The 18,491-nt window shown below is 60.6% G+C and carries 13 protein-coding genes; all 13 read right to left on the bottom strand.

The window, feature by feature from the left end:
- Positions 1-306 precede the first annotated feature (306 nt).
- The 13 genes from ACRC0P_RS13515 to ACRC0P_RS13455 all read right to left on the bottom strand — a co-directional run bounded on the left by ACRC0P_RS13515 (position 307) and on the right by ACRC0P_RS13455 (position 18,280).
- The gene (locus ACRC0P_RS13515) at positions 307-3,000 is read right to left on the bottom strand and encodes a DEAD/DEAH box helicase (RefSeq protein WP_438631777.1); all 2,694 of its coding nucleotides are present in this window, start codon (positions 2,998-3,000) and stop codon (positions 307-309) included.
- Positions 3,001-3,097: 97 nt separating this feature from the next.
- Positions 3,098-3,454, bottom strand: a complete 357-nt coding sequence (locus ACRC0P_RS13510) for a hypothetical protein (protein WP_438631775.1) — start codon at positions 3,452-3,454, stop codon at positions 3,098-3,100.
- 425 nt (positions 3,455-3,879) lie between these two features.
- Positions 3,880-4,179 (bottom strand): DUF2188 domain-containing protein, encoded by a 300-nt coding sequence (locus ACRC0P_RS13505; protein ID WP_438631773.1) that lies wholly within the window; start codon positions 4,177-4,179, stop codon positions 3,880-3,882.
- 56 nt (positions 4,180-4,235) lie between these two features.
- Entirely contained in the window at positions 4,236-5,093 is an 858-nt protein-coding gene (locus ACRC0P_RS13500; RefSeq protein WP_438631771.1) for a C1 family peptidase, read from the bottom strand.
- A gap of 15 nt (positions 5,094-5,108) precedes the next feature.
- Complete coding sequence (locus ACRC0P_RS13495) at positions 5,109-5,474, bottom strand: hypothetical protein (protein ID WP_438631769.1); 366 nt, start codon at positions 5,472-5,474, stop codon at positions 5,109-5,111.
- Complete coding sequence (locus ACRC0P_RS13490) at positions 5,464-5,715, bottom strand: hypothetical protein (RefSeq protein WP_438631767.1); 252 nt, start codon at positions 5,713-5,715, stop codon at positions 5,464-5,466. The genes ACRC0P_RS13495 and ACRC0P_RS13490 overlap by 11 nt, the downstream gene beginning before the upstream one ends.
- 59 nt (positions 5,716-5,774) lie before the next feature.
- Positions 5,775-6,044, bottom strand: coding sequence for a hypothetical protein (locus ACRC0P_RS13485; RefSeq protein WP_438631765.1), 270 nt, complete (start codon positions 6,042-6,044; stop codon positions 5,775-5,777).
- 224 nt (positions 6,045-6,268) lie between these two features.
- A complete protein-coding gene (aceF, locus tag ACRC0P_RS13480; RefSeq protein ID WP_438631763.1) occupies positions 6,269-7,930 on the bottom strand; it encodes a dihydrolipoyllysine-residue acetyltransferase in 1,662 nt (553 codons plus the stop codon).
- A 26-nt stretch (positions 7,931-7,956) separates the two neighbouring features.
- Complete coding sequence (aceE, locus tag ACRC0P_RS13475; RefSeq protein ID WP_438631761.1) at positions 7,957-10,626, bottom strand: pyruvate dehydrogenase (acetyl-transferring), homodimeric type; 2,670 nt, start codon at positions 10,624-10,626, stop codon at positions 7,957-7,959.
- Positions 10,627-11,224: 598 nt separating this feature from the next.
- Positions 11,225-13,942 carry a LuxR C-terminal-related transcriptional regulator gene (locus tag ACRC0P_RS13470; RefSeq protein WP_438631759.1) on the bottom strand — a complete coding sequence of 906 codons (2,718 nt, stop codon included), beginning with the start codon at positions 13,940-13,942 and terminating at the stop codon, positions 11,225-11,227.
- Positions 13,943-14,095: 153 nt separating this feature from the next.
- Positions 14,096-14,674, bottom strand: a complete 579-nt coding sequence (locus tag ACRC0P_RS13465; RefSeq protein WP_438631757.1) for a class GN sortase — start codon at positions 14,672-14,674, stop codon at positions 14,096-14,098.
- Entirely contained in the window at positions 14,674-17,130 is a 2,457-nt protein-coding gene (locus tag ACRC0P_RS13460; RefSeq protein WP_438631755.1) for a marine proteobacterial sortase target protein, read from the bottom strand. Before ACRC0P_RS13460 ends, ACRC0P_RS13465 begins: the two co-directional genes overlap by 1 nt.
- A 232-nt stretch (positions 17,131-17,362) precedes the next feature.
- Positions 17,363-18,280: a glycerophosphodiester phosphodiesterase family protein gene (locus tag ACRC0P_RS13455; RefSeq protein WP_438631753.1), complete on the bottom strand. Its 918-nt coding sequence runs from the start codon at positions 18,278-18,280 to the stop codon at positions 17,363-17,365.
- Positions 18,281-18,491: the final 211 nt, after the last annotated feature.

Below are 18,491 nucleotides of genomic sequence, written 5' to 3'. Positions count from 1 at the left end.
GAAAAAAATCAGCTTATTTTGCCTGTCGCAAGAGTTCACCGTCGGTGAAGTTCTCCGACAGCGCTTAAATGGCGTTAAACCCCTACATTTATAGCGTTATTGGTGCTACATGCCGGAAATTTATGCAACATTGGGGTTTAAACAGGCTCTTGGCTGAGCGACGCAGAGTGCGCCGAGCGCACCACACCAGAGCTGATGCGCGCTCCAGAGCCTTTCGGTGCGCACGGCGCACCCTACGGCCACAATTAGAGGTGCCCTACTGTCAGTCATGCCCAGGAAAACGGCTGAAGAATAAATCGTTTTCTCTCACGCTCGATTCAAAAAGTCCATTATCCTGTTCACGCACCCGGGCCTGTCGCTTTCCCACTGCCGGTACGACAGGGGAATCACATGAATACCGGCGCGGTACAGGGTTTTATAGGTCTGCACGCTGAAGTGCTCCAGGAACTCCCCGGGGTAGCCAATCAGGTCGATACCGACAACCTTCCCTGCCCGCTCGCAAACCACATCGATCTCCTGGCCCGCTATGGTGAAGCCGATCCAGATATTTATGCCTTTCTCCTCCAGCCGGTCCTTCACCTCCCCCGAGAACTGGCACAGAATATCCTCCGTGGGGGAGTTCCTGTTTCCAAAATGATTGAAGGAGAGGTATCGGCGCAGCAGGTTCTCCGAGGGTAGCGAGGCCTCATTGATAGAGTGCACAACAACCTGTCGCTCCTTGGCCCGGGTTATGGAGACGTTGAAGACGTCCTCCCTGTTCAGATAGGCCGCCGCCCTGGCCGACTCATTGTCGAGCGACAGGGAAATCAACATCACATCCCGCTCTTCTCCCTGGAATCCATAGGGTGTGGAAACCCGCACCAGGAAATCCCGAAACGTATCGGGGGAAACCGCCTTCCTGATCTCCCGGTCCAGGAATTCGGCCTGCTCCCGGAAAGGGGAAAGCACACCGATCGTGGGCTTTACCGGCGATGCCCGGTATTTTTCCGTATGGGCCCGAATCTCCTGTACGACGTAGTCCCGCTCCGCGGAATTTCTTCCGGTGGAAGTTCGGCGGCCCTCGATCTTCACAAACTCCAGGGCCGATGACTGAGAGGCTCCGGGTCGGGACTGCATTACCTTCAAACGGCTCGCATAAAACTGCCAGTTACTGAAGGCGATCAGTTCAGGCCTGCTCCGGTAGTGCTCATCCAACAGGGTCACCGCATCCTGGGTGGCAATGTAGTCCGATGCCAGGTCCAGCAGGGACTGGTCCCGATAGCTGTAGCCGGACTCAAGCGTTCCTTCGAAGCCGCAATCCCGCCAGATGGCCTGCTGCCGGGCTCCAGAAAGAAAGGAAACATGCCTCAACTGCTTTCCGTCCCCGACCACAACCGCGCGTCTGGCTCGATACAGCGCGGGTAGCGCGCTGGCAATATCACACTGGGTGGACTCGTCGAATATCACCAAGTCGAACATGGAACAGCCGAGAGGCAGAACCCGGTTGAGTTCGTCGGCGCCCACCAGCCAAATCGGAAACGCGCGCAGTACCGTGGAAAAGTCCATTTCTCCAAACAGCTCCGTCTGCTTTCCGGAGGTTCTGGCCCGCAGGGCCCGGTTGAACCGGGAAAGACTGGCTCTCTCGTCGTTCAGCAGCTGGTGCAGGCGCGCCTGCCGGTAGGCATTGATAGTTTCCACCGCCTGCTTTTCAAAACTCCGCTGCAAATCCCCTATGGAATTTTGAAAGCCCCAGAGCACACCCTCTCCCAGCAGCGAACTGCGGACCCGGGCGAACAGTCTGGCAATCCGGGATACGCCGGTATCGGCGCCCAGCAGCCTGGCGACCCGAAGTGCTCCGGCAAATCGCTTCTCCAGCCGGGAAAGTGCACGCCGGGTGGACTTGAGACGGGATCTGAGTTTTTCCGGCGGAGGCTCTGCCGGCTCTATCCCCAGCTTGAGCAGGGAGTCCAGGTACTCCTTCATCGACTTGAGGAAGCTGCGGCTCCTGGTGTGCACATAACCGGTGGTGAGCCCGTAATCCTCTCTCAATTTACTTCCCAGTACGTCGATTGCCTGGTCCGTCTTTGCAACGATCAGTACGGATTCTCCCCGCAGCATCCGGTCTATGGCCATGGCGGCGATGGTAAAGCTCTTTCCGGTACCGGGCGGACCTGACACCAGGCTGAGGGGATACTTCGCCGCATTGCGCAGCGCCTTTCTCTGTGCCTCGCTGAGAAGGCCCGGCAGCATATCCGGCTCGCTGATTCCTCTCTCTGGAGGAGAGGAGCCACCGCCCAACAATATTTCCAGCGGACCCGAATACTTCTCCACTTCGACAAGCAGGGAAAGTTCGTGCAAAACACCCCGGACGCCCCGGGACCGATCGGCCAGAATCAGGCTACAGGCACTGGTCACCAGCAACCGGCTTTTCCCCGACCTCTCCGCCAGGATCTTCGCATCGGCGAGGAGTGGCCAGCGGCCGAGCTCCTCCACCTCGTCAACCAGGGTATATTTCTGCAGCCAGCGGGATATATCCCCGATGCAGCCGGCGGTAAGGGGCCACTCCAGGTCGGGGAAACTGTCCACGGCACTCGCCTCAAACTCCGGTTTGAGCAGCAGCCTCAGCAGCGCAAGATTTGCCCGGATATCGGTAGTGTCGATATCCAGATAGATATCCTCCTCCGTGATCAGGTTTGCCGGGAAGTAGATCAGTGGAGAGAATAGCTTTCGCCTGTTTGAGAAGCCCCCGGCCTGGTCGACGGTACCGGTAACCATCAGGCATCCGTAGACCAGCCGCCTTTCCCTTCGGTAAGTATCGGACTGCTCCAGCAGAGACTGCGCTGCTTCCCCAACCAGAGGAATCCTCGACAGCTCCCCGCAGGCGAGGAAGTCCCTCTCCGGGAAATGGATAAGCCTGTCCTTGCGGACCTTGGTTATATTCGTCAGGGAGAGATCGGAACTGTCGGCGCGATAACACCGTCTGAAATACTCTATATACTTTTCAACAGGTTCAATGGTCATTGAAAAATCAATCAGTTCAGATAAAGAAGCCACAAGCCACAGCGCTTTCAGTCCCGGCCAACAGCCGAAAAGCGCCTGTTATCAATTTTCCCGGGGCTCAGATTCTATATTTCGTCCAGGGAAAAACGAAGGTATAGATCCTGGTGACGACAGAAAGGGGGATACAGACCAGAATGACGATAATCCCCAGCAGGCCGCGCATGATATCGCTGCCCTCTTCATTTTTCTCGTCCTTGTCCGACAGATAGGCCTTGTAGCAGTGGTCCGGGCCGTCGATTGGCAGGAAGGCAAAATCGATAATCCGCTCCATCACCTTCCAGTAGGGCCTGAACGGGGTGTCTTCCACCCTGGCAAAATAACCGGTCCGCGCGGAAATAGTGGCATCCGGGTTGCCGCCGGCAATTGCATTGCCCAGCTGGTCTATCGCGATCAGCACGCCCCCTATCCAGCTCATACCCCTGTCTCTATAGAACTATTGAACGTTCTCCGTATCGCAGGCCGGTTCCTGTATCCGCTACACCCAAACTCTACACGAAGTATCTGACTGGAGGAATTGGTGGAATTTTTTAATTGGCTGTACCTGCTCACCTCTGTAGGAGCGGCGGGGCGGCCATCCGACATGCCCGCGAACAGAACCCGATCGCGGGCATGGCCCGCTCCTACAGGGTGGCTCGCTTAAGCCAATGCAGGTTCCCTATGGGTGAGTAGTTACAATTGGCTTTAATCGACCCTGATCATAGGAAAAGCGGACCAGCCCAGATTGCCGGCAAAGTCCAAAACTGCGAATCAAAACCAAAATGCCGGGGCCGGGATTTGGGAACCAATGATTCCGAACTCCCGGTCCCGGCACTTTGCCGGCAGCTCAAGTGAAGTCTATCGTCACTGGAGCCGGCGCGGGCGCCGGGCCGACTTGGTTTTACCGGACTCGGACTTTTTCCCGCGGGAACTGCTTGCGCGGGGACTGGTTCCGCCAGGATTGCTTCCGGTCACATAGGTCCTCTCCTCCTGAATTCCACCATCCAGTTTGTGGATCTTTACCAAAGCCTCCTTGCCCTTCATAAAGGTACTGGTGGCGCTGATAATCTCCCGTTTGGTTTCCGCGGTCAGCGAGGCTCGAGCGGAGCCCTCCCTGGCCAGTTTCCAGTGATCGCCCTCTTTGGTGATGTGATAACTCTGCATGCGAACCTCCTCGACTGTTGCAGATAAAAAGCCCATCGAACGGGCCGGACGGCACATCAGGCCTTGAACAAATCGGTATCGACGAAATCGGCCCTGACCATGGACCAGAAGTCCGTCGCCAGCCCGGCTTCAATATAAGCATAGGGCAGCCAACCGTAACCCTCCATGCCCCAGCCCGTTCCCCAGGAATTGCGAACCAGCAGGGCGCCCTTCTGTCCGGCGATTTTCTTTTCATCATCATAGCCGACGGCGAGCACCGCATGGCCGCCCTCGAAGGAGTCGCCGGTGGTCGGGAAGGGAATCTCACCTTTGCCATCGCCCGGAGGCGGCATGGACGAGTAGACCGTAAAGCCGAACATCGCCGTCAACTGGCCGGCGAGGCTCTCCTTAATTCTGGTGAGCAGTTCACTTCTGTGCACATCCGGGGGGTCGAGCCGGAAGTACTCGATTGCCTTGTAATTCTGTGCGAAGGTGAAACAGAAACTGCTGGGATCGTCGTTGAACTTCTCGGGATCGTAGGGCCAGTACTTCTCCGCCGGCACACCGAACAGGACCATCGCTTTCATGGTGTCGCGCAGAAAGGCGCCATCGTCCCCGGTGAAACCGAGTAATTGCCGGGTCACCTTGTAGAGAAACAGCCGCGAGGCATCCAGGTGTTTGCCGAAAGCTCTCCGCTCAAAGTATTCCAGCATGCCGACGCCGGCATGGGCGGTGCAGGAACCCAGCTGCCCCTGGTCTTCGATCGGCGAGCAGAATTTGCGCAGGTCCACGGAGGGCGGCGGCGCCTTCAGCGCCTGCTTCAGCGGCGTGGACTTACCGAGTATTCCCGACACCGATTTCGTCGAGGGTGTGTAATCGCGAATATCCGGGAGATCGCGATTCCAACCGAGCCCGCGGCCGTGTATCTGCCGCATAGCCGTACTCCTCTGCTATACCGAGTGGCAGCGCAGCCCACTGGAATGCATCCAGCAGCTGCCGGCGACCGGACACTGTACGTCCACGGCGATCGGGATGGAGCCGCCCGGGCACTGGGCCATGCTGATACCGGTGCACCAGTTGCCGGTATCCAGCTGATAGCAGGCGGCTTCGCCGACCGGGCATTGGGAGTAGGCCATCACCTCCGTGTCACCCGGCAGGCAGTGGCGTGGGAAGGCCGGCATCTCCTCCAGCGGAATGGCCTGGTGGGTGTAGACCTGCGGGGTGCCGCAGAGGTCGTTCCAGTAGCCGTCCCAACCGGCGCAGCCGCCAAGTAAAGCAGCTGCGGCGATCGCGGTTATCGCGGATTTACTTTTCATAGACGATACAGCGGCGGCCGCTGTAGATTTCAAAACACTGGGCGTCCGGTGGGCAGATGGAACCGGAAGCGAGTTCCTCGGCATCGCCGGGACAGCTGGTCCTCTGTTCCGCATAGGGGGCAGTGCGGGGAATCGGTTTGCTGTGGGGATAAACCACTTGGTCGCGGGCATCGGTGACGCCGCAGCCGGCCAACAGCAAAGAGGCGGCAAATGCGGAAAAAAATATCGTTCGTTTCGGCATTGGAAATTCCTCTGTAGGGTGCCCCCTCTCCCCCGAGTCCCGAGTCCCGAGTCCCGAAATTAGTAGACCCGCATTACTGGAAAAAACCAGCAGGCGGAACCCACCGAGTGCATTTCCCCCTCCACACTGCAGTGGCGGCTTGCCGCCGGCGGTGTATAGGAATCGGGCTGGTAATTGCCGACCTCGACAAAGTCGGCGCTGTGACTGGTGTCATCCGGGTCGAAAAAGAAGGGATCGAAGCCGTCCTTGTTGTCGATGGGAAGAAGAATGCAGCCCTGCAGGGCCAGCGCTGTTACCACTGGCAGGGCGAATGTCCCTATGCGCTTCATTTCCGAATACCTCTTTTCTTTCAGAGTGGCGCGAAAGGTTTGTATTCTTCAGTGTAGCTGGCGGGATTTTTGGCTAGGGGGTGCGCGACAATTTATGCGCGGAATTCATCGAGTAGAGGCGTAGGAGCGGGCGGCCCATGGCCGCGACCGTGTGAAACTTCACCATCGATCGCGGCCATGGGCGGATGGCCGCCCCGCCGCTCCTACAAGGGAGGGGTGGCGGGTTAGAGCAACAGGCGGCGCACGTCGCCCAGCACGTTGACCAGGTAGGTCATAAAGCGCCCCGCATCGCTGCCGTTTACCGCGCGGTGGTCGTAGGACAGCGCCAGCGGCAGCATCTGCCGGGGCACAAATTCCTTACCGTTCCACACCGGCTGCACACTCAGCTTGGAAACACCGAGGATACCCACTTCCGGCGCGTTGACGATCGGCGTAAAGCCGGTGCCGCCGATGGCGCCGAGGCTGGAAATGGTGAAGCAGGCGCCCTGCATATCCCGCGGTTTCAGCTTACCGTCACGCGCCTTCAGCGCCATCTCGCTGGCCTCTTCGGCCAGTTCGTACAAGCCCTTGCGGTCCACGTCGCGGATCACCGGCACCATCAGGCCCTTGGGGGTATCCACCGCCATGCCGATATGCACGTAGTCCTTGCGCACAATGTGTTCGCCGTCGTTGTGCAGCGATACATTGAAGCTGGGCTCGGCGCGCAGCGCGGCGGCGGCGGCCTTGAGCAGGAAGGGCACGGGGGTGAGTCTCACGCCGCGCTTTTCCGCCTCCGCTTTCATGGATTTGCGGAACTCCTCCAGCTCGGTGATATCCGCATCGTCGAACTGGGTGACGTGGGGCACGTTGAGCCAGTTGCGGGCCATATTGGCGGCGGTGAGCTTGTGAATCTTGGACATAGGCTCGGCGGTTACCGGGCCGAACTGGCCGAAATCCACTTCCGGCATCTTGGCAATGCCGATACCGGCGCCGACGCCCAGGGCGCCACCGCTCTCCGCCTTTTTCACCTGCTCCTTGATATAGGCGTGCAGGTCGTCCTTGGTGACGCGGCTGCGGGGGCCGCTGGGTTTGACCTTGTTCAGGGTCACGCCCAGTTCCCTCGCCAGCTTGCGCACCGCGGGGCCGGCGTAGACTTCCGTGGAGACGGTGAGGTCCCGCTCCACCTGGTGGTCCTTCTGCGGCGCCGCGCTCTCGGTCGCTTCGGCGGGCTTTTCCTCTTTTTTGGCCGGGGCTTCCTTCTCCGCGGGTTTCTCTTCCGTAGGCTTCTTCGCAGCGCCGGAGGACACCACTTTCAACACACCCAGGTCGTCACCGGCGGAGACCTTGTCGCCCTCCTTCACCGCGATGGATACCACGGTACCGGAAGCCGGCGAGGGAACGTCCATGGAGGCCTTGTCGCCCTCCAGCACTACCAGCGAATCGCCCTCGGACACTTCGTCGCCGGGCTCTACAATGATTTCGATTACGTCCACCTGGTCGGCACCGCCCAGGTCGGGGATGGTGATGGATTCTTCCTTCTCCTCTCCGGCCTCGGAGGTTTCGCCACCGGTGGTCCCGGCCGACTCCTCTTCGACCTTTTCCGGCTCAGAGGATTTCTCCTCCTCCGGTTCGGCTTCCGCCTTTTCCTCGTCTTTTGCCTCGCCCTCGGCCTCTGTTTCGATCTCGCCGATCACATCGCCCTCGGAGACCTTGTCCCCTTCGGACACGGAGATGCTGAGGATTTTGCCCGCATAGGGAGAGGGCACGTCCATGGAGGCCTTGTCGCCCTCCACTACAATCAGTGAATCCTCTTCCGCGACGGTATCGCCCGCCGCCACGGTAATTTCAATCACGTCCACCTGATCGGCACCGCCGAGATCAGGCACTTTAATGACTTGCTTTGCCATGTTTTTGCCTTCCTTTCGAGCGTGCCTCAGCTGATACGCGGGTTAATTTTTTCCGGATCGACATTGAGCTTCCGGATGGCCTCGCTCACTTCTTTTGCGTCGATCACGCCCTGCTTCACCAGGCCGTTCAGCGCGGCGACGACCACATAGTTGCGATCCACTTCGAAGAAGCGGCGCAGCTGTTCGCGGCTGTCGCTGCGGCCGAAGCCGTCGGTGCCCAGTACCGTGAGGTCCCCGGGAATGAATTCCCGCAGCGGCTCCACGTAGGAACGAATGTAGTCGGTGGCGGCCACCACCGGGAATTCGTTGCCTTCGAACTGCTGGGTAATCCAGGGTTTGCGCGGTTCGTCCTCCGGGTGCAGCATATTCCAGCGCGCCACGTCCTGTCCCTCGCGGGCGGCTTCCACACCGGAGGTGAGGTTCCACACGTCGGAGGTCACTCCGAACTCCTTCGCGAGGATTTCCGCCCCGGCCAGCACTTCGCGCAGGATGGTGCCGCCACCGATCAGTTGGACATGCTTCTTGGCCGCCTTGCCTTTGCCGCTTTTCCTGGCACCAGACCTGACGCGGTAGATGCCGCGGATAATGCCCTCTTCCACGCCCTGGGGCATTTCCGGCTGCAGGTAGTTCTCGTTCTCGATGGTGATGTAGTAGAAGACGTTCTTCTTCTCCTCGTACATCTCCTTCAGGCCGTGCTGGATAATTACCGCCAGTTCATAGCCGTAGGCCGGATCGTAGCTCTTGCAGTTCGGGATGGTGGATGCCAGCACGTGGCTGTGGCCGTCCTGGTGCTGCAGGCCCTCGCCATTCAGGGTGGTGCGGCCGGCGGTGGCGCCGATCAGGAAGCCCCGCGCCTGCATGTCGCCGGCGGCCCAGGCCAGGTCGCCGATGCGCTGGAAGCCGAACATGGAGTAGTAGATATAGAAGGGCACCATGGGCACGCCGTGGTTGCTGTAGGCGGTCGCCAGCGCAATCCACGCGGACATGGCGCCGGCCTCGTTGATGCCCTCTTCCAGCACCTGGCCCTTCTTGTCTTCCTTGTAATACATGATCTGGCCGTGGTCGACCGGGGTGTATTTCTGCCCTTGGGAAGAGTAGATGCCCAACTGGCGGAACAGGCCTTCCATACCGAAGGTGCGCGCCTCGTCGGGGACGATGGGCGCCACGTTCTGGCCCATGTTCTTGTCTTTCACCAGCGCGGCGATGGCGCGCACGAAGGCCATGGTGGTGGAAATTTCGCGGTCGCCGGAGCCCTTGGTCAGGGCGCTGAAAGCGTCCAGGCCGGGCACCTTCAAGGCGGGGAAGTCCGCCTTGCGCGACGGCACCGGGCCGCCCAGGGACTTGCGGCGCTCGGCCATATACTTCATTTCCGGGCTGTCCGGTGCCGGGCGGTAGTAGGGAACCTCCTCCAGCTCCTTGTCGGACAGCGGGATACCGAAGCGGTCGCGGAAGCGCTTTAGGGCGTCCAGGTCCAGCTTCTTCACCGAGTGGGTGTCCATGGCCGCTTCACCGGCGGCGCCCAGGCCGTAACCTTTTACCGTCTGCGCCAGGATCACCGTGGGCTGGCCCTTGTTGGCCATGGCCTCGGCGTAGGCGGCGTAGACTTTGTAGGGGTCGTGGCCGCCGCGGTTCAGCTTCATGATTTCATCGTCGGAGAGGTCCTTGACCATCTCCAGCAGCTCCGGATACTTGCCGAAGAAGTGCTCGCGGGTGTAGGCACCGCCGTTGGCCTTGAAGTTCTGCATCTCGCCATCGACCACCTCGTCCATGACTTTCTGCAGCAGACCCTTGTCGTCTTTTTCCAGCAGCGGGTCCCAAAGGCGGCCCCAAAGGACCTTGATCACGTTCCAGCCGGCGCCGCGGAAGACGCCTTCCAGTTCCTGGACGATCTTGCCGTTGCCGCGCACCGGGCCGTCGAGGCGCTGCAGGTTACAGTTGACCACGAACACCAGGTTCTCGAGGTTCTCACGGCCGGCCAGGGAGATGGCGCCGAGGGTTTCCGGCTCGTCGCACTCGCCGTCGCCGAGGAAGGCCCATACCTTGCGGTCGCCCCGCGGAGACAGCCCGCGGGCGGACAGGTAGCGCATCATGTGCGCCTGGTAGATGGCCTGAATCGGGCCCAGGCCCATGGATACGGTGGGGAACTGCCAGTAGTCCGGCATCAGCCAGGGGTGCGGGTAGGAGGACAGGCCGTTGCCGTTCACTTCGCGGCGGAAGTTGTCCATCTGCTCTTCATCGAAGCGGCCCTCGAGATAGGAGCGGGCGTAGATACCCGGGGAGCTGTGGCCCTGGAAGAAGATCAGATCGCCCAGTTGCTCGCCTTCGTTGCCGCGGAAGAAGTAGTTGAAGCCAACATCGTACAGCGTGGCCGCGGAGGAGAAGCTGGCGATATGCCCGCCCAGAGCGTCGTCATTCTGGTTGGCGCGCACCACCATGGCCAGCGCGTTCCAGCGGATCAGCGAGCGGATGCGCCGCTCCATGAACAGGTCGCCGGGCATGCGCTTTTCCGCACTGGTCGGAATGGTGTTGCGGTAGTGGGTGGTGATGGCCGGGGGCAGCTTCACTCCCGCATCGGTGGCGCGGTCGGACAGCTGCTTCAACAGAAATGCGGCACGTTCCTTGCCACTGTAGCGGATCACCGCCTGTAGCGCATCCAGCCACTCCTGCGTTTCCTGGTTGTCGGTTTCTTCGTGCATCAAGTGCTCCTCGGCGAATTGTGCGACGTCGAGTCGGTCTTTCTTATTCAGAATCAATGTTGGCAACTGGACAAAGTACAGCGCTGGGGCGACGGTGCCCCCTCTGGTAAAGGAATCGCGCGGGACCTGACATCGCCGTCCGGCTCGACTTACTACCGGGACAGAAAGAAAGGGTACCTCTCTTCCGCCATTCGTAATTCGACAGTGAAAGTTGGCCCACCCAGGCCAGCCGCTCGGCAGCTGGACGGTCGTGGCAAGCCTCAAGCGGGGGCGATTGTAGTATTACTACAAAAGTTTTTCCAGATAGGACAATTAGTAACAATTAAAACCAATTACTAAAACAAATATATGCTGAATCGGCTCGTATACGGACGATATTGCGGAAAAACCGCTAAGAGTAGTTATAAAATCGAGTCCGGAAATTGCTTTTCGGTCACGGTCCTGGCGAGATACAGCCTCTGGGGCTGCAGGTCGCGCAACGCAGGGGGCGGCTTCGATAACCCCGATAGTCGCAGGCAGGCCGGGCAGTTGAAGAAAGAACCCGGACGGTTTTTGATCCAGATGCGATTTCGCCACCGGCCAGGTAATCCGTCCCCGGCTATTCGAAAATTCCCAGCTGCAGCAGGCGACGCACCGCCTGGGTGCGCCGGGATACGCCCAGTTTTCCGTAGGCGGATTTCAGGTGGGTCTTGACGGCGTTGGTAGACACGCACAGGCTCTCGGAGATTTCCTTGTTGGAATAGCCCTCCACCACCAGCGCCAGGATTGCCAGCTCCATTTTGGTCAGTTCGCCGGCCAGATCGACCTTCGTCTCTCCGTCGGTTTGAACGGGAGTGATGATGGTATCTATCTGCTGTTGCCACAACTCTCGCTGCTCCGGTCCGGCGGAGAATCCCAGATCCTGCCTGAGCGCCGTCAGTGCCGCGATCACCTCCTCGCCCTCGTCGCGAAACAGCTGAATGACTCCGCTCTCCGGATCCAGGGCCAGTGCGTCCATCAGCGCCTGTTTGGCCTGATCCGGTTTGTTCTCCGACAGATAGGTCTTGGCCAGTAATACCTGCAGTTCCATGGCCCGCAATACCTGGCCGTTTTCGATAGACTCCCCGATCAATGCCTTCAGCAAATGTGCGGCCTTTACCGCATCACCTTCGGCCAGGATCAGGCGCACTTTGGCAACCCCGATCCACTCTTCGATATTCGCCTGAGTGTAGCCCGAAGGAGGGGGAAGGGGTTCCCCGTGGTGCTGCCACTCGTCGAAACAGGCCCTGGCCCGCCCCAGTTCGCCCAGCGCCAGCAGCAGCCGCACCCGCTCGTGCACGACACAGGCGCGCAGGCGCGTCCAGCCGCGCTCCTCCGCCAGCGACTGCATCTCGTCCAGATAGTCGAGGGCGCCCTGGGTATCGCCCGCGCCGTGCAGCAGCCGCGCGCGCGCGCTGAGCACACCAATGACCATGTCGACGGTCGCATAGATCCGCAGCGCTTCAAGCCCCCGCTGGAACAGGGTTTCGGCCCGCTGTAGCTCTCCCCGCTGGTAGCAGAGGATCCCGGTCATCGACTCCAGCAGGGCCACCCCCTCGGAGTTGGGCATCACGTGGCGCAGGATATTCTCCAGCTGCTGCTCCACATACCCGATGCCCTCCTTGAGCCGGGCGCCGGCGAGATAGACAAGCGCGGCAAGGCAGGCGGCCCAAGCCTGGTTGTAGACCTGCTTCGGAACCGTGGGAGCCGCCAACACCTCCCGGGCTATTTCCAGCACCTGCGCGTACTCCCGCCGGACGTAGTGCAACATACCCGGCAGCAGCCTGAAGCAGTCGCGGAGATATACCGGTTCTCGGGGACAGCGGGGCAGCCAGGTGTCCGTCAGTTGCGCCGCCTTGTCCAGTTGGTCGTCGTAGGCGTACAGGTTCGCCTCGATGCAGTTGACCTCCACCCACTGTGCCGGCTCGAGGGAATACCTGCGGCTCTTGAGCTCTTCCAGCAGCCGCCGCGCCTGAGGCAACCGGTTGCAGAGCACCTGCAGCCAGGCCAGTTGGATCAGCGTCCCCCGGCTCTCCCGCAGCAGCGACTCCGGCAGGCGCCGGACCAGGCCGAGGAACCGGGACACGTAACCCTGAACCAGAAGGCTGATCCCCTCCTCGTCGAGCAGCTCCAGCGCGCGTCCTTCATCGCCAGCGCTGATGGAATGCTGTATGGCCTCCGCCATCAATCCGTGTTTCTCAAACCAGGCGCTGGCCCGGCGGTGCAGCTCCACCAGCTCCTCCGCGCGAACAGACTCCGGTTGCCGCTGAAGGGCATTGCGGAACAGGGGATGCAGCCGGTACCAGTCGCCGCTCTCGTCCAGACTCTGCACCGGAAGGCGGGAATCCTGCAGTCGCGCCAGCTCGAAACTGTGTTCCCGGTCGCCGGTGACGGCCAGGCACAGGGATGCGCAGAAGCGGTCGAGTATGGCGATGCGGCGCAAAAAACCGGCCAGGGTCCCGGGCATCTGCGCCACCACCTCCTCGGTGAGAAAGTCGGCCACGGACCCAATGTTAGCGGACAAGGCGCTGACAAGGCGGCTGCGGTCGGCGGAACCCTGCATGGACAGGGCGGCCAGCTGCAGCACGGCCGCCCAGCCACCGGTGCTCTCGCACAACAGTGCCATCTCCTCGCCGCTCACCTGCAAATGGTTGACGTCGCACAACAGGGCCCGCGTTTCCTCCCTGTCGAAACCCAGGTCGCCGCTATCGAGCAGCAACAGATCGCCGGCCGCACTGTATCGCGACAGGGGGACCGGCGGCATGCTGCGCGAACCGATAAAAAGGTAGAGATTGTCGGGCAGGTGCAGCAGCAGGAGCCGCAACGCCTCGTGCACCGCCGGGTTGTGGATGTGGTGGTAATCGTCGAGAAACAGCGCGTAATGCTGGGAGGGATCCAGAAATCCGAGCAGTTCGGTGATCAGGCGCCGGCCGCTGAACTCGCCCACCGTCAGGCGGCGCTCAACCAGCTCCCCGGTGATCGCCGGGTTAAACTGACCGAAGGCCGCGCCCAGGCAGTAGAAAAAAAAGCCCTCTTCATTATCCTCCTCATCCAGGGTCAGCCAGGCGGTGGCCAGCCCCCGGTCCTGCAGCCGCTGCCGACACTGCGCGAGGAAGGTGGACTTGCCGTAGCCGGCCGGCGCGGTCACCAGGCACAGGTGCGCCGCGGGCAGCGGCTCGCCGCAGGCCCTTTGCAGCAGCCGCTCGCGCAACACACTGTCCTCCACCAGATGCGGAGGCGTCAGGCCCAAGGCGATCATGGGCGTCGAACCGAATCTGTTCTCGCTGCGAGCGGACATCAGGCACTCCGTCCAGGGCGGCTGCGGCCGCGGGCATCCAACCAGGTCGCTTCGCGCCATCCCATCAAAATGGGTGGCACCTCTCCAGGTGCCCGAGTTAAAGATTTTTGCAGTGTTTTAACCGATTAACCTGCCATCCAGTATAGGCCAGCCTCACAGCTGGACGGGCGCCGCGCCGCCCAGGTACTCGGCGTACACCAGGTAGCGCAACGGGCCGCGGGGATCTATCGCATCGAAGGGATAGCAGGTCACCAGCAGCAGCCCCGGCTCGGCGAAAACCGGCAGCTGTTCGCGACCGCTGTCCACCACCCGGGTCTCCCTGACCCTGTAGCCATGCCAGCGGCCGCGATTGTCCTGCAGCTGAATCGGTGCGCCGGGTTTGAGTTTGCCCAGGTCGCCGAAATGGGTATCGCGGTGGGCGGCGATCACCGTGGTGCGCGGATCTCCCGGCGCGCCGGAGATTTCCAGCATTCCCGGGCCGAAGGCCAGCGCCTGGCCGCTGCCGCCGGCCAGTACCATCAATGGTTCTTGCTGATCCAGCTGCAGTTTCGCCACCGGCCAGGTGTCCGCCCAGGGCCAGGGCTTCACTTCGACACCCGTCTGCAGCCGCTCCTCCCAGGCATCGCGGATCAGCACCTGTGCCAGCTCCGCCTTGACCAGCAGCTGGGCGGCGGCGCCCAGTTGCCAGAGCCCGGCCAGCAGGCAGGCGACGAAGAGTGCAGTGCGCAGCATTAGCGAGCCCTCACTCCAGCCTCGGCCAGTCCCCGTTCCACCGGCCCGCGCGCGCGGCGCCCTGAAATGGTGGACTGGGGCAGCATTCTTCTCAACAGCTCGCGCAGGCACCGCAACAGGTTACCTTTCATCAGGCGACCGCGGCGCAGCAGCCCGGCCAGGCTGAGCAGGCCCGCGGCGACCAGCAGCTGTGCGTAGAAACCGGCCGCAGTGCGGGGGTAGGTCTGGCGCTGCAGCACCTGCCCTCGGGCCACGGCGTTGGGGACGGTGCTTTTGGCGAGCCTTTCCCCCTGCGGCCGCGCCACTTCCTCCTCCACCGCCACAAAGCTGGTGTAAGGGCTCGCCAACTGGTGATCCAGTGCCAGCTGCAGTATCTGTTCCCGCAGTGCTTTGCCGGCATCGTTCTGCTCGCCGGACTGCAACTGTTGGTCGCGCAGCGACTCAATTTTGGCTCGCGCCCAGACGCTGCCGATACCCGCGCTTGTGTCGGGGCCGTTCCCCTTCAGCGCCAGCTTGCGCATAAACTGCTTGCCCGCCAGGCGCCCGCGCAGCTGCACCTCGCCATTCAATTCACCACTGTCAATTTTCGCCACCAGCTGCAGCGGCTCACCGCGGTAGAGGTCGGGAATTCTTTTCGGGTAGGCGTCCACCAGCAGTCCTTGGGGCCAGGTGATCCGCAAATCGGTCGCCAGCGGATTTTCCAGCTTGGCAAACAGCGCCTGCATTTTCTCCTGCACCTCGCCCAGATCGCCGATAGTGACGGAGGCACCGCGACCGAACTGCGCCGCCTTACGCATAAAGTGACTGTTGGGTGCCGAGCCGATGCCGACGGTAAACAGGCGCGCGTCGGCGAGCGATTGCTGAATCAGTTCGAACAGCGCGTGCTCATTGCCCACTGCGCCGTCGGTGATAAACACCACTTGGCGCACCAGATTGTCGTCACCGGGCAGCTGCTGGCTCAGCGCCAGGCGCAGAGCCGGCGCCATCTCGGTGCCGCCGTGGGCCTGCAGTCTCTCCACCCAGTTGCGGGCGTGCTGGATATTGGCCGGGTCCGCAGCGGCCGGGCGCGGGAACAACGCGCGGGTGTTGCTGTTGAATTCGATCACATTGAAGCGGTCCCCCGGCTGCAGGCGCGACAGTGCCAGCAGCAAACTCTCCTTGGCCTGGCGAATCGAGTTGCCGCCCATGGAGCCGGAGGTGTCGATCACGTAGACCACCTCCCGCGGCAGCCGCCGCACTTTTTCTGCACTGTCCGGCGGCAACAGCAGCAGTTGCAGGTAAGTACTCGCCTGCTCCTCTCCATTTTCTCTATTTTCTCTATTTTCTCCATTTTCTCTATTTTCTCCATTTTCTCCATCTTCTCCGCCCGATGCCGTTCCCTTTTCGGTAAACAGTGCCGCGCGGGGCATAGCGGACGCGCGCGGGCGCCAGCGCAGGGCGAAATCCCGATCCATGACCGTACTGCCGTTGCGCAGGGTGACGGAATAGCTTCCGCCGCTGTGCTTTTTGAAATCGATATCGTGATAGGGGCTGGTGATATCCGCCAAGGGCAGCCCACCGTCCAGTTTCACCTCGATGGAAATTTTGTGGCTGCTGTTTGCAGTCAGTTCCGCAGCGGGCTGCACAAAACTGCCGGGAGCAGTTTTGGGCAGCTTTACGCTGCCCCGAAGGGTGGATTCCACCGGTGGAATCCACATAAATGGAGTGATTTTGTCGGCGTCCGACACCTGGTCCGAGGGAAGAGCCCAGCCGTTACCATCGACCGACAACCCGGTTTCGGCACCTTCGATCACCTCGCCGGGAATATAGCGCGGTGTCAGTGTGGTGGGCAGGCGCAGGCTGAAGGTGCCGCCGCCGTAGGCCACCGGCTGCAGGTAGCGGATATGCACGCGCGTGGTTTCGCCGGGGGCAATATTCGCCACTTTGTTGGTAAACAGGTTCGGGCGTTGCTGCTCCAACAGCGCGGCGCGCTTGCCGGCGGCGCGGGCGGCCTTGTAGATCTGCGCGGCCTGCTGGCGCTCGCGCACCTTGCCGACAATACGCCGTTCGCCCACCTGGATTTCCAGGCCGTTCACCGCCGCCTGTTCCGGCAGTGGCAGTACGTACACCGCCTCCTGCCACTGGTCGCTGCGGTTGGCGAAAGCCTGCTCCAGCTGTACTTCCGCCACCAGGCCCCGCACCTCGACACGCGCATGGCTGGCCAGGTGGACTGCCGGGACATAGCGGCCCTGCTCTGCGCTGTTGAACAACAGATCCCCGCTTTCCACCTCGTCCAGAGTGACAGCCTGTTCCGCCCGCGCGCCCACCGCGGCGATAAACACCGCCAGCGCGGTGATCAGAAACAGCAGCCAGCGGCCGCGCTTCCCGCCGCGGTAGCGGCGGCGGTAGTATTCCTCGGTCGGCAGTACCAGCAGTTCGCGCGGTATGCGCTGGCCGGAAAAAAGTGCCCTGTTCACTTGCATCCCTCCATATTTGTTTCGTTCTGGAGGGGATTAAAAAGGGGCAAGCGGGCGGAAACGGGTTTGGATAGCGGCGGGAAGAAGGGGAATTGTGGCGAATTCTGACAGCGGATCGCGCGCAGTTGATCATTGATTTGTAGGAGCGGCCAATGGCCGCGATCATTGCCCGAAGCAACCCGGAAGACCGATCGCGGCCATGGGCCGCTCCTACACGGGAAATCCGGGAGAATTAATCTCTTGAGTTCACACCGGCAATATCACCAATTATCACCCCCACTCCCCTATCCAAAAAATCGTACTCCGGGCTGAATTCTGAGTGTTTCATCCAGAGGTAAACACGGCTGCCGTGCTTTTGTGCCCGCGCGGCGAACTGTTCCGGCCACCCCCACAAATACTTGGTGAATGACGGAGGAACAACCACCTTGGTATTGGAACAGGATTCCGGGTAAAAGCGGCTCCAGCCGTACAAAATGTAGTCCAATATGCATTTTTTACCCGACTCCATACTGAGGGCAGATCGCTTCACACCATTAGGAGTATATAGGGAGAGGTTTTTATTCGCGGCAAAATGAAAAAACCTGCTTCTTTGATGAGCTGGTAAAGACTTCTTGTAAGCTAACAGAGCAACCACTGATTTCCTGTCGCCGGTTTTCATATTGAGCCACAATTCGACATGCGGATATCGCTCTACGACCTCATCTAGCGAGGCCACTCTATAGCCTTTTCCCCTCCAGGGAAAAGTCTTCCCGCCATCAAAGGTGTAGCCATAGCCCGCGTCCAGGGACTTCAGGTACTTCATATCCCGCTTTTTGGTGACACCGCTTCCATTCGTGGCACAGTCCAGGGTCCAGTCGTGAAATACGGCAAACTTTCCATCAACCGTGTGATGGATATTCAAATGAATGGCGCTAAACCCGGCCTTGACTGCAGCATCCATAGACTGCAGCGTATTCTCAATATGGGTGTTCGGTGATTTTACAATCTGATTAGCGACACATTGATGGTTAAATGTTGCGTAATCCAGAAGCTGTCCGCCACCTCTGTAGGCGACCCATTGCCCTCTTTCAGACAGCTCATATTCCGGCGACTTCAAGACAGAAAATGCGAGCCCAAGCGTTAGAGCCGCAACAGCCAGTTTTGTTTTCATGCTTTTCCCTGTGCAAAGTCGAGAAATCAGCAATTTACTGACAAAGGTAAATACGCATTTGCGATTTTATCGGGAAAGGTTGGCGATATCCTGCACGAATTGTGGCGAATTGTGACAGCGGATCGCCGCCCGACGGATCGCCGTCCGGTTGATCATTGATTTGTAGGAGCGGGCCCTGGCCGCGATTGGTGTTTTCCGCTAGATCGCGGGC

Source organism: Microbulbifer sp., assembly GCF_051659245.1.
In the GTDB taxonomy this organism is placed as follows: domain Bacteria; phylum Pseudomonadota; class Gammaproteobacteria; order Pseudomonadales; family Cellvibrionaceae; genus Microbulbifer.
This window is presented reverse-complemented; position numbering and strand designations above follow the sequence as displayed.